Source organism: Maribacter sp. UH1 (assembly GCF_056839145.1).
On record NZ_CM166387.1, the window covers coordinates 2,355,846 to 2,369,011 of the forward strand.

The window sequence follows — 13,166 nt, forward strand, 5'->3', positions numbered from 1 at the left end:
AGTTCAATTATTTATGCAACTTTAATTGAATACGTTTTCTCGCAACATCCACATCTAAAACCTTTACAATAATTTGCTGATGTAAATGCACATGTTCATTTACATCTTTTACAAAAGAATCAGAAAGGTTGGAAACATGAATTAGTCCGCTTTCTTTTATACCTATATCTACAAAACAACCAAAGTTGGTAATGTTATTTACAATGCCTGGCAATAACTGACCGCTATGTAAATCTGTAATAGATTTAATGGTTTGGTCAAAGGTGAACACTTTTGCTTTCTCACGACGGTCTAATCCTGGTTTTTCAAGCTCAGAACGAATATCCTCTAAAGTTGGCAGTCCAACATCATTGGTGCAATATTTTTGAAGATCAATTTCTTTGAGCAACGTTTTATTTCCGATCAATGATAGAATTTCTGTTCCTTTATCTTTCGCCATCTGCTTGATTATTCCATAACTTTCTGGGTGTACGGCAGAATCGTCTAGCGGATTTTTAGCATCTTTAATACGTAAAAACGCTGCACCTTGCTCAAATGCCTTACCGCCTAATCTAGGGACATCCTTTATGTCTTTTCTGCTATTAAAAGCTCCTTTTTCTTTTCGTTGGGTAACAATATTCTCGGCTAATTTAGGACCAATACCAGATACATAACTCAATAAAGGAACGCTAGCTGTATTGATGTTCACGCCCACAGAATTTACACAACTTTCAACAACCGTATCTAACGAAGTCTTTAATTTACTTTGGTCCACATCATGTTGATATTGCCCAACACCAATAGATTTTGGGTCTATTTTTACGAGTTCGGCAAGTGGATCAGCCAAACGCCTGCCAATAGAAACGGCACCACGAACAGTAACATCATAATTTGGGAATTCATCTCGGGCAATTTTAGAGGCAGAGTAAATAGATGCCCCGGCTTCACTTACCACAAATACTTCAACAGGATTATTAAAAATCACCTTCTTTACTACGTGTTCTGTTTCTCTAGATGCCGTACCGTTACCAATAGCAATTGCTTCTATTTTATATGCATTTGCCAATGAACTTAATTTCTTGATTGCTCCAGCAACATCATTTTGTGGCGCATGTGGATAAATAGTTTCATTATGTACCAAATTGCCCTGTGCATCTAAGCAAACCACCTTGCAGCCAGTTCTGAAACCAGGGTCGATAGCAAGAATACGTTTTTCCCCAAGAGGTGCGCCTAGTAATAATTGTCTTAGATTATTAGAGAAAACAGCAATAGCTTCATCATCCGCTTTTTCTTTTGCTCCTTTAAGCAATTCGTTCGATAAGGACGGAAACAACAATCTTTTATAGGCATCTGCGAGGGCTAGTTCAATTTGCTGTCCACAGGCATTGTTTGTTTTTATGATTCTATTTTCAATTCTATCCAGTAATCGTTCGTCATCCAATTCAATTTTTACTCGTATGAATTTTTCGGATTCTGCACGTAAAATGGCTAGAAGTCTGTGCGACGGACATTTATTTAAAGGTTCGCTCCAATCAAAATAATCTCGGAATTTCTGTGCCTTTTCATCATCTTTTTTAGTACCTATTACTTTGGTGGTTATGATAGCAAATCTTGCTAATTGAGATCTTATGGAACTTCTTATATCTGTGCGTTCATTGATCCACTCAGAAATAATGTGGCGTGCTCCTTCTAAGGCATCATCTTCATTCTCTATGGTCGCATTAAGGTATTTGGAAGCTGTAAACTCAATATTGTCATCACGTTGCGCCATAATGATTTTTGCTAAAGGCTCTAATCCATTTTTACGAGCTACTTCGGCTTTGGTTTTTTTACTCTTTTTGAATGGGAGATAAAGATCTTCTAACTGAGTGAGATCTTCAACCTTTTCAAATTTCTGTTTCAATTCAGCAGTTAATACACCTTGCTCATCTACAGCTTTTATAATTGCTTTTTTACGCTTATCGAGAGCTTCATACTGTTCTTTAAATTGAACTATTTCACCTACTTGTACTTCATCTAAATTGCCCGTACGTTCTTTACGATACCTAGAAATGAAAGGTATGGTACAATCGGCATTTAAAAGCTCAATAGTATTTTGAATTCCCTTCTCTGGTAGTTGGGTGTGTTTTAGTATATAAGGCAGTAATTGCATGTAAAATCGTTTAGAACTTTTAAAAATACCCATTATTAGGTATTGAAATCAAGCTGTGTAAAGTATTTGTGTAGAATTAATATTCTTTTTTTAAGGATAGGATATCTCGGTATAACTTAAAAGTATAATTACATCTGTAATAGAGTTCTATTTAAAAGTTAAAAGCCTAGGTAAATAATCACCTAGGCTTTTAAATTGTATAAAAATTGTGTGTTAATTTATCCCTTCGCCATTTCCAACGCCATCTTCATCTGGGTTGACAAACACCAGTTTACCATCGGCATTTTCGGTCATTAGAATCATGCCTTCACTATCAACACCACGTAATGCTCTTGGTGCTAGGTTGACCAATACGGTTACTTTCTTACCTACAATGTCTTCTGGTTTAAAGCTTTCTGCAATACCAGAAACAATAGTTCTCACATCTAAACCTGTATCTACTTTTAAAACTAAAAGTTTTTTGGCTTTTGCCATTTTTTCAGCTTCGATAATAGTACCTACACGCATATCTAGTTTAGAAAAATCATCGAATGTAATGGTATCTTTTTGTGGCATTACTTGTTTGTTTTCGTATTCGTTCGCTTTTTTTGTTGCCTCTAGTTTGTCTAGTTGCGCTTGAATTTCACTATCCTCAATTTTTCTAAAGAGCAATTCTCCTTGATTTATCTGATGATCTGCATCAAGTAAATCTTCCTTTGAAGAAACACTATCCCAATTTAGACTTTGACTACGCTCAGTCTCTGAAGAAGTTAGATTTAAAATATTCTTTAGTTTATTAGATGTGAATGGTAAAAATGGCTCACTTAAAACAGCTAAACCTGCTGCTATTTGTAAAGCAACGTTCATAATAGTTTTTACACGCTCTTCATCTACCTTGATTACCTTCCAAGGTTCTGCATCTGCTAAGTACTTATTACCTAGACGGGCAAGGTTCATTAATTCTTGGCCTGCTTCTCTAAAGCGGTAACGCTCAATAGAACTTGAAATGATTCCTGGATATTTTGATAATTGTTCAAGTGTCTCCGTATCAACTTCGGTTAGGCTTCCTGCAGTTGGTACTTTACCTTCGTAATACTTGTTGGTCAATACAACCACTCGGTTAATAAAATTACCTAAAATGGCAACTAGTTCATTATTGTTACGTGCTTGAAAATCTTTCCAAGTGAAATCATTATCCTTTGTTTCTGGTGCGTTTGCTGTTAACGTGTAACGTAACGAATCTTGCATTTCAGGAAAATCTACCAAATATTCATGTAACCAAACTGCCCAATTTTTTGAGGTAGAAAGTTTGTTACCTTCTAAATTCAAGAATTCGTTTGCCGGTACATTTTCCGGTAAAATATAGCTTCCTTCCGCTTTCAGCATAGACGGGAAAATAATACAGTGAAAAACGATATTATCTTTTCCTATAAAGTGGACTAATTTGGTGTCTTCATCTTTCCAATAAGGCTCCCAATCTTTACCTTCTCGTGCTGCCCATTCTTTGGTAGAGGAGATATATCCAATAGGTGCATCAAACCAAACATATAAAACTTTGCCTTCTCCACCTTCTACAGGTACGGGTATTCCCCAATCTAAATCTCTGGTTACCGCTCTTGGCTCTAAGCCGCCATCGATCCAAGACTTACATTGTCCGTATACATTGGGTTTCCAATCATCTTTATGTCCTTTTAAAATCCATTCTCTTAGAAAATCCTCATATCTGTCTAGAGGTAAAAACCAATGTTTTGTTTCTTTGGTTGTTGGTACAGTTCCGGTGATTGTTGATTTCGGATTAATTAAATCCGTCGCATTTAAACTAGATCCACAATTTTCACATTGATCTCCGTATGCCTCCTCATTACCACATTTAGGACATGTGCCTATTACAAAGCGATCTGCCAAAAATTGCTGTGCTTCTTCATCATATAATTGTGCCGTAGTTTCTTCAATAAAATCTCCTTTATCATAAAGATTTACAAAGAATTCTGATGCAGTGTCATGGTGTACCTGCGCAGAGGTTCTCGAATAATTATCGAACGTAATACCGAAATCGACAAAAGACTGCTTAATAATTGCATGGTATTTATCAATTATATCTTTGGGTGTTACCCCTTCTTTTTTAGCCTTCATTGATATGGCAACACCGTGTTCATCGCTACCACAAACAAAAGCAACGTCTTTACCTGTTAATCTTAAGTAACGAGCATAAATATCTGCTGGAACATATACCCCGGCCAAATGACCTATGTGTATTGGACCATTTGTGTATGGTAATGCTGCAGTTATGGTATATCTAGAAGGTGTTTTAATATCGGACATCAAAATAAATTAGGCTGCAAAAATACAGAATTTGCGGGGAGAATTACTAATTACTTCGCAATTGTGGTCTTGTAGAAAAGTGAATTTGTATGGGTTTTTTTAGAAATGAAGCTTAAAGTTAAATTACAGCTGAAAAAATATAATAAAACGCATCAATTTCAGTTCTATTGTAAGAAAAAACTTATTTATTAACTAAAACATATGAGATATGGGTGTTGGTAATTCAAAAAAAATTATGTTGGATAATGGTCTAGACGAGATAGAAAAGGCTATAGAAAACGCTAGTACTAATAAAGAAGATGTCGTAAGACTTTATAAAGATAAGAACCATAGGGTCAAAAAAGAGCTGCGGTTTGAATCTAAAATGAACAATTCTAAATTAACATAAATAAAAAGCCCTATTCAAAATATTGAATAGGGCTTTTTACATTTGGGAAACAAATTAAGCTACCATCACTGATTTACTCATTTTTTGGTTTTGTACATTGATACGATAAATGTACTTACCTGTTGATAGCTGTTCGGGCATGCGCTCTCGTATATTTATTTCGGTAGAACCTTCAAACATCATTTCGTTAAAAACGGTGCCTACTTTCTGACCAAGAATATTATAAAGTTGAATATCTACATGTGCCGAAAATGGCATCTCTAAATAGATATGTGGTGTACTATCCGTTGGGTAAAATGGTTTATGAACAACGGCATTCAATAAATCTGGATTGAACGGAGTCTCTGCTTCTTCATCTGGATAAACTGGCGGAGTAACTTCGCCATCGCTATATACAATATCAGGAAAAGCCTCACCACTACAACTAAAGCCTAAGTCTACCGGTACATATGGTTTATAATTCAATAAATGAGCTTCTACCAAAGGTACGTCTACACATAACCATTCTGCTAAAACTGTTGCGTACAGGTCTCTAAAATCCATAGTGTATTCTAGATTACCTCTACCATCTGGGTCGTCTAGCGTTGGGTGATCACCAACAAAGGCGCTACCATTTAGACCAGAACCAAAGAATAGCGTTGGCGTTGCTTTACCATGGTCTGTACCATTGGATCCATTCTCGAAAATACGTCTACCAAATTCAGAAAACGTCATGCTCAAAACTTTGTCATCTTGCTGGGTAAAAGCTACATCTTCATAGAAATTGTTTACCGCTACAGATAATTTTGTCATAAGTTCAGCATGTGCCTGTGGTTGATTACCATGTGTGTCAAAACCACCCATTGATATCATATATACTTTAGTGCCTAGATTACCTTTTATCAATCTTGCTATAAGTGCCAATTGGCGTGCAAAGCTATTATCTTGATATTCAACTTGGTTTTGACCACGTGTATAAGCATCATGTATAATACCGGAATATTCATATGTTGTATTAGCAACGCCTCTTAAAAATTTAAGTTGGTCACCATACATACAGTCATTAAATAAACTATCTTCTAAACCATATACTACACCAGATTCTGCAATTTCCTCTAACTGATCTACATTTGAGGTTACAAATGCATAGTTTGTTTCATCACCCTGAAAAACCAAACTACCAAACTGCCCAATTTGTATGGCCGCCGGTGCTGCTGGGGGATTTACTAAATAATCTGGGTAGATGCTTTCAAAATGCCTTCCCATCCATCCGGTGTTTAAGCCACTAAAACCTGTAGTTTCTATATCTGTATTTGCAAAAATATCTGACCCTGTAAAGTGAGATAAACTCTGACCCTCATAACCTACACCATGTACCGCTTTAAATTGACCTTCTTCCCACATTGGCGCCAATGCACTCATGTAAGATGGTACGCCAAATTCATCGGTTAATTTTAAGACCTTACTTTCTGGGACATAGATATTAGGTCTGGCATTGGCATAACTATCATATTGTTCAATAGGTATTACCGTGCTTAAACCGTCATTACCGCCGGATAGGCGAATTAGTATAAGAATATTATCTGTTTCTGCTCCTGAAATTGCCGCAGATAAAGGCGATGGCGCAGATGCCGATAGCATATTTGATCCTAGCATCATTGAGCCAGAGCCAGCAATGCCCATGGCTTGTAAAAACGAGCGTCTGCTCCATGTTTTATGTTCTTCATCATGGCCTTCGTGTTGTAAGCCTTTAAATGGGGTATGGTGTGTATTGCACATAGAAGTAGGTGTTATTTTAATTGAAACTCAGGTTGTCTTGCTAAATATTGAAAAAGTAGATATACTTGAAACGGACCTTGTGGCCAAGTAGCCAATGTCCATGATTCTTGATTACCACCTTCGTAGTAAACATCTTCTACATCACTTCGGAATATGGCAAATGCTTTGGCATATTCCTCTTCATTTAGAAGTCCCTTCGTTAAAATGAAATCTATAATTAGTCTTGCAACAACATCCGGATTTGGATTGGTTAACCCTTCATTACCGGATATTTCAAGACCAAATGAGCGAAATTGCTCATTGTCTGCCATATAGAATTCTTCTAGAATACTTTCAATGGTCAGCCAACGGCCAATCATAAAGTTTGTGTTGATCCAAGATCGGTCTCTTTGCCAACCGGCAACGTCAAATGGTTCAAATATTTCTTGACTTAATAATGCACTGTAGTTGACCATTTCGGCAACATTCGTGTCAGTATAGCTAAAGTTAGATTCGTTCAGTGTATTAAAATAAAAGTCTACCGGACTTTTTATAATCACCCCAATGGCTTCGTCATCAAAAAAGTGTTGACTCTTAAATAAAAGTCTTAATACAGGTGCCAATTCAAAATCATTGGTTACAAATGTGGCTGCCATGCCGTCAATAATCATTTGTGCGTTATTGGCGTCATCTCTAGAATCTGGATGAACGAAAAACTCATATAATTTTCGACAAATGAATTCTGCTATCTCTGGAGCTCTTTGTTCAAAAAGTATATTGATGACATCGTCATAACCCCAATTACCTGTTTGACCTAGTATGGTTTTAGGTCCCGCATCATGTTTTGTAGCATCAAAAGCTACAGGAGAACAACCAACTTCGCCACGTTCTACGTAACCACTTAAGGCTTTTGCAGTTTCAATAATATCTTCTTCTGTATAGGCGTTGCCTTCCCCTAAGGTAAAAAGTTCATATAATTCTCTAGCGTAGTTTTCATTTGGATTATTACCATTGTTATAAACACCATCAAGGTAATACAACATGGCATTGGTCAACCCAATTTCACTAGTAAAGGTTTTAAAATTACCGATAGAGTGGCGTTGTAGACAATCTATGTAGTCATACAAGTAGGCGTTACAGTTATAAACTTCTAATTCTGTAACAAAATGATTGCTCCAAAAAAAGCTTAATCTATCCCTTAGATTGTTGTTCAGAAGACTGTTTGCATAGGCCAACTGAAACTCATTTTTTTGTTCTCTCTTTAGTTGATTGCTTGCATCGCTATCTGCTGGGTAATTGTCATTGTTCCAATTTGCCCAGGCAGGGGTAGCTATTTCCGGCATACTTAGAGCTTCATCTATCAAGCTATCTACCAGTGCAGCGGCAGATTGACCCGTTGCTTGGTTAATAGTAGCCACAGAGGCACTAAATCCTAGTCGGCGGTATAAATGAGCTGCTCTTAGCTGATCTAAATTAGCTGTGTACGGAGCAAGAGTAGAAGTATTACAATTAATGAAATATTCCATATCTTAAATAGGCATTTGTATTACGTTCGTAGAGTTGGGGCTTCTATGCTAAACGCTAGGAAATTAGGTATAGTATTTAAAACTATCTATTTTCGGTTATTAGATTTCAAATAACGAAATTTATTGATAAAAAGGCGTTGTAATTCCTATATTTTCGATGAATTGCATAATCTATTAACTATATCATGGGTAAACACAATGAATTTGGAAAAGAAGGGGAACAGATAGCAGTAGATTATCTTAAAAAGAAAGGATATGCTATCAACTATAAAAACTATAGATATCTTAAAGCTGAAATAGATATTATCGCAAGAAAAGAGGATACTTTAGCTATTGTGGAGGTGCGTTCTAGAAGTTCAGATTTCATAGAGAACATTGCCGAAACAGTTACACCTAAAAAAATTAAGCTTTTGGTTATGGCTGCTGACCACTATGTAACCGATAATAATCTTGATGTAGAAGTGCGGTTTGATATCATTACAATACTAAAGAACAAGAGCAAATTTGAGTTAGAACATTTAGAATCTGCCTTTTATCATTTCTAAGTATTCTACTAAATTGGTAGATTTATTAAAAAACATTTTGTTTTATTTGTAACAAGTTGTTATATTTGCACAACAACCATACAGTAAAATGAAAACAATATCATCAGTCGTTGAAGAGTACATCAAGAAAAAGCCATTTTTACAAAGTGCTCTAGCACAAGGCATCATCAATCTTACATCACTATCTAGAATAGTAAAACCAGAGATTGAACATGAATTAGGTAAAGACATACGTAATGGCGCAATTGTTATGGCGTTGAAGCGTCTTTCTGACGACCTAGAGTTTAGAGCTACGCACAAAATTCTAAAAGTGTTAAAGAATATAGGTGAGATAACCGTACGGTCTTCTTTAACCGACTATACTTTTTTAGCTTCAGATAAAATACTGGTGCACCAAGCTAAATTGCTTGAAGAGATCAATAACAATCAAGATGTTTTCTATACCTCTAGTCGTGGTGTAAACGAAATCAATATTGTAATTAGTAATATTATGGATAAAACAGTTGAAAGACTGTTTAAAGATGAAAAGTGTACTCAAAAAGCCGAAGAGCTTTCATCTATCACCGTAAAGTTACCAGCTGAGAATGTTTCAGTGCCTGGTATCTATTACTTTATCTTTCAAAGGTTAGCTTGGGAGGGTATCGTTCTTTATGAAGTTATTTCTACAACCAATGAGTTTACTATTTTAGTAAATGATGAGCAAGTAGATATGGCGTTTAAAACGATAAAAGATTTAAAGTCGCTTTAGTTTTCTAGAAATTCTACAACTTCTTTATCAGATTCCGGTTTAGCTAAAAATCTTTTTTCGCTATCTAGTATAAAATAGGTAGGTGTGCTTTGTATGCCAAATGTACGTGCATAATCACTTTCCCATCTACCTAATGCTATGGCGTGGTTAAAGCCTGGCAAAGTTTTAGAAACTTCTTTCCAATTTACGTCATCATCTTCTAGACCTACAGCTATTACTTTTAGGTTTTCGTAATCTTGTACTTCTTTATGAAGTTGAGGAAGTTCTTTTAAACAGTGAGAGCATGTACTGCTCCAAAAAACCAGAAGATAATTTTCTGCTGGCTCCATGGTTAAAAGAGAATGCTTTTTGCCATTTGCCTGCCATGTAATATCTGGAGAAATGGTTCCAATTCTCAATCGTGATGCCATTTCTATTTCATCAACCAATTTTTGATTATTGTTGGCTGTTGCTAATTTCTTCAAATGGTTTTTAAAAATATAATCTTGAACACCGGGCATGCTATTTACATCAGCTATTTTCCATAATTGATGCATAGCCCTTTCTTGAAAACCTATTGGAGTAGTTTTTATAAATTCTGCCGTAGTTTTTATATTTTTATTGACCTCAATTGCTAATTGTTCCTTTGTGGTAATATCTGTAGGCAATGCAGAAAAAACATAACTAGAGAATTTATCTATTAAGAAATTAGAGCCTTGGAGAATAGGGTCGGTAATTGCTAAATGGTCAAAATGATGTTGTTTTTTATTTTTTAGAAATGTTTCTAAATCTTCAAATTCTGAAGGTATATAGCTTCTGTTCGCTTTTATAAATTTATGGGCAATGGTAGTAGCGTGTTTTTCTTCAAAAGAAGTTTGTAGCGTGTTTAGCTCTTTTATAATGCTATTGTATTCCCTATTAGGTTCATTTTGGGTTTCGTAGAATTCTATAAGCTTATCCTGCGCAGCAGTTATTTTAGAGAAGTACTCGTGGTACCATTTATTCTCTTCAGAATTGGTAATGGTCAAGCCATCTTGGAGATTGAAATTGAATTTTACATCTTCTTTCTTATTGTAAATGACATCGATATAAAACTCATCCTGAGGTACGGCATATACCAATCTATACATACCTTCTTGCGCAGTTAAAGGCATTTCCAGTTCAAATGAACCGTCTCTAACGGCACTGTCAACGCTATAACGTTCACCATTGGGTGTTAGCTCATAGGCAATCAACCATTTAAAATCTTTAGGAGGAGAAAAGTTTCCGGCAATGGAACCTTGGGCTATAGAACTTAATGAAATAAATAAGAGGCAAATACTAAAGAGAACTTTCATATAATTTTAAAAACAATTATCGGACCAATATGAATAGTATCCTTTATAAAGTATTGATGTTATGAAGAATACTATAAAGACAATAAAAGTAATATTCAGAATGCAATTGAGCGCTTTATTTTTGAAAAGCTTATGAAAATTCTTTTTTAATTTCCATATGGCCAAGGGCTTCCGTTATTTTTAGAAGCTCTTTGTCGTGTACAAATCCGTCAGAAATAGCAACTTCGTCTAAAAGCTTGGCTAGTTCTCTTTTTTTTGGCAAAGACATTAAACTAAGAATTTTAAAAGCTTTTTCCTTATTTAAATTTCTTGCTTGACCTATAAAGAAGCTATCAAAAGCAAAACGGTCCATTAGTTGCGTTAAATAACGCATTTCTGCAGGGTCTACTTTGCTATCCGCTAGAATAACATAGTCTACCATTTTCACTACAGCTAATTTCTCTTCTTTTGTATAGTCTATCATACTTTTGCTTACTCTGTTTCTTCCCCTAGTCCTATATTTATATAGGTTTCTATAATAAGATCCATTTCTTTTTTATGAATAGCACCATCAGAAATGGCAACTTCATCAAGAATGTCTGCTAAAGCTTTTTTTTGCTCATGAGGTAAGTTGTAAAGCGTAACAATTGCATTGTCATATGCCAACAACTTTGCGCGTTCTAAAAAAGCATCGTCAAAACCAATTACACTTTTTAATTTGTTTAAAACTTCTATTTCCCCAGGGTGAACTTCACCATCTGCTTCAATAACTTCATAAATCATCTTTACAAAGGCTGCTTTTACAAATTCTTCAAACTCCATGCTATAATTTTAGGAGCTGAAAGATATAAAAAACAATAGTATATAACATGGATTTTAACTTCTACTTATTCACTAAAATAGAATACGTCAATTTTGAAATTTTATAGAATGTGCGCTATATACAGCGTTGTTTGATTTTTTGTAAGTCCTTTCTTAATTTATATAAATAAAATCAAGAACTGTTCAATGTATTTTACAAAATTGTTGGGTGTAGTTAGTCTTTATGATTTTATTTCATCTAATAACCTGAGGATTTCTTCCCAGATTTTATTATTTACTTTCATACCTTCTAGTCTAGATTTTTTTCTAGTCGTCAATGTGCGCTCACCTGGGTAAAATGTGCTTTCTCCTTTACTGATTGGAGGTCCATCATGTGTAGATTCAATAATTTCGTTTAACAGATTCTCTTGTAGTCCTTGATCAGAAAACGTTCTTGGGTCAATACACATAAATACTTGTGAAAGTGCTGTTTCATTTTTTTTGAGTCCAATTTTGTAAGTTGAATTCCCTGCGGACAGTAAAGTAGCCAGCATATCCAATACCATTGAGAGGGCAGATCCTTTCCAATACCCAACCGGTAAAGCGCGACCAGTTTCTATAATGTCTTTGGGGTGCTTGGTCAATGCATTGTTTTTATCCCAGCCCCCATGAAATGGAAGTTCTTCATTTTTTAAATCCAAGCTTTGCATTTTTCCAAAAGAGAACTGTGAGAGTGCCATATCTAAAACAACGTGACCTTCTTTTCTAGGGATGGAGATGACTAACGGATTGTTACCTAATCTGTTCTCTTTTCCTCCCCAAGCTGGCATATTGGGTATGGTGTTGGTAAATAGTATTGAGATACAACCTTGTTCCGCTGCTCGCCAACCATATGTTCCGCCACGCATCCAATGATTGGTGTTTTTGAGGGCAACTAAACCCATTCCGTGAGTTTTTGCCAAGGCTATTGCTTGGTCTGTACATTTTAGGGCGTTCAATACTCCTGATCCTAGATTACCGTTCCATCTTTCCATGCTCCCCATTGAAGCTGTTTTGGTTGCTATGACGTCTGTTTTGATCAAGCCTTTATTGACATAATCTATAAATACGGGTACTCTATTTATTCCGTGGGAGTAAATACCATCTAAAGTGCTTTCGGTATGAATTTTAGCCAGTAGTGCAGCTTGATCTTTTGAGAAAGAGTGTTTAATGAACAAAGACTCTAAAACAGATGTCATTTCTTTAGAAGAAACTATTATTTCGCTCAAAACAGTATGTTTAAATTCAACCGTTAAGATACAGAAGTTGTTTAGCTTGGTAAACTTTATGAAGAACAATGTAGCAGGACTGCCACAATTAAGAAAAAACTACGCTTTTTTGGATACTCCTATTTCTGAGAATACATGACGGATTACATCACTTTCTTTTTGATGTATATATCCGTCAGATATAGCTACATCTTCTAGAATTTCTGCTAGTCTAATTTTTTTAGCCTCGGACATTCCCTTAAGTATATGTACACTTTGGTCAATATCAATGGTACGCGCTTGTATCAAAAAATTACTATCAAAATCAATAATAGGCATCAATTTGCTTAAAGCATTTATTTCGCCTGTATGAACCTCGCCATCAGCTACAATTACTGAATCAATAAGATGTACAATCGCTAATTTTTCTGGTATATCGAACTCCAT

General features: G+C 35.4%; 12 protein-coding genes. 3 read left to right on the forward strand and 9 right to left on the reverse strand.

What is annotated here, in order from left to right; genetic code table 11:
- Positions 1 to 7 precede the first annotated feature (7 nt).
- Positions 8 to 2,131, reverse strand: coding sequence for a Tex family protein (locus UH1x_RS10320; protein ID WP_482621611.1), 2,124 nt, complete (start codon positions 2,129 to 2,131; stop codon positions 8 to 10).
- A gap of 213 nt (positions 2,132 to 2,344) precedes the next feature.
- Positions 2,345 to 4,432, reverse strand: a complete 2,088-nt coding sequence (gene metG, locus UH1x_RS10325) for a methionine--tRNA ligase (protein WP_482621612.1) — start codon at positions 4,430 to 4,432, stop codon at positions 2,345 to 2,347.
- A gap of 208 nt (positions 4,433 to 4,640) precedes the next feature.
- On the opposite strand from metG, the gene UH1x_RS10330 reads away from it, so the two are divergent.
- Positions 4,641 to 4,820: a hypothetical protein gene (locus tag UH1x_RS10330; protein WP_396632427.1), complete on the forward strand. Its 180-nt coding sequence runs from the start codon at positions 4,641 to 4,643 to the stop codon at positions 4,818 to 4,820.
- Positions 4,821 to 4,874: 54 nt separating this feature from the next.
- Here the strand turns inward: UH1x_RS10330 and UH1x_RS10335 are convergent, their stop codons facing one another.
- Together UH1x_RS10335 and UH1x_RS10340 are read right to left on the reverse strand one after the other, a co-directional pair.
- A complete protein-coding gene (locus UH1x_RS10335) occupies positions 4,875 to 6,578 on the reverse strand; it encodes a DUF1501 domain-containing protein (RefSeq protein ID WP_036151479.1) in 1,704 nt (567 codons plus the stop codon).
- 11 nt (positions 6,579 to 6,589) lie between these two features.
- The gene (locus tag UH1x_RS10340; protein WP_482621613.1) at positions 6,590 to 8,083 is read right to left on the reverse strand and encodes a DUF1800 domain-containing protein; all 1,494 of its coding nucleotides are present in this window, start codon (positions 8,081 to 8,083) and stop codon (positions 6,590 to 6,592) included.
- A gap of 185 nt (positions 8,084 to 8,268) precedes the next feature.
- Here UH1x_RS10340 and UH1x_RS10345 point away from each other — a divergent pair, with 185 nt between their 5' ends.
- Entirely contained in the window at positions 8,269 to 8,628 is a 360-nt protein-coding gene (locus tag UH1x_RS10345) for a YraN family protein (protein ID WP_482621614.1), read from the forward strand.
- Positions 8,629 to 8,716: 88 nt separating this feature from the next.
- Positions 8,717 to 9,376 carry an aspartate kinase gene (locus UH1x_RS10350; RefSeq protein WP_036151486.1) on the forward strand — a complete coding sequence of 220 codons (660 nt, stop codon included), beginning with the start codon at positions 8,717 to 8,719 and terminating at the stop codon, positions 9,374 to 9,376.
- Here the strand turns inward: UH1x_RS10350 and UH1x_RS10355 are convergent.
- The 5 genes from UH1x_RS10355 to UH1x_RS10375 all read right to left on the reverse strand — a co-directional run bounded on the left by UH1x_RS10355 (position 9,373) and on the right by UH1x_RS10375 (position 13,166).
- Positions 9,373 to 10,692, reverse strand: a complete 1,320-nt coding sequence (locus UH1x_RS10355; RefSeq protein WP_482621615.1) for a TlpA family protein disulfide reductase — start codon at positions 10,690 to 10,692, stop codon at positions 9,373 to 9,375. The genes UH1x_RS10350 and UH1x_RS10355 overlap by 4 nt on opposite strands.
- 130 nt (positions 10,693 to 10,822) lie before the next feature.
- Entirely contained in the window at positions 10,823 to 11,155 is a 333-nt protein-coding gene (locus UH1x_RS10360) for a tellurite resistance TerB family protein (RefSeq protein WP_482621616.1), read from the reverse strand.
- Between the two features lie 8 nt (positions 11,156 to 11,163).
- Complete coding sequence (locus tag UH1x_RS10365) at positions 11,164 to 11,493, reverse strand: hypothetical protein (protein WP_482621617.1); 330 nt, start codon at positions 11,491 to 11,493, stop codon at positions 11,164 to 11,166.
- A 221-nt stretch (positions 11,494 to 11,714) separates the two neighbouring features.
- Complete coding sequence (gene yiaK, locus UH1x_RS10370; protein WP_482621618.1) at positions 11,715 to 12,740, reverse strand: 3-dehydro-L-gulonate 2-dehydrogenase; 1,026 nt, start codon at positions 12,738 to 12,740, stop codon at positions 11,715 to 11,717.
- A gap of 99 nt (positions 12,741 to 12,839) precedes the next feature.
- Positions 12,840 to 13,166 (reverse strand): TerB family tellurite resistance protein, encoded by a 327-nt coding sequence (locus UH1x_RS10375; protein ID WP_482621619.1) that lies wholly within the window; start codon positions 13,164 to 13,166, stop codon positions 12,840 to 12,842.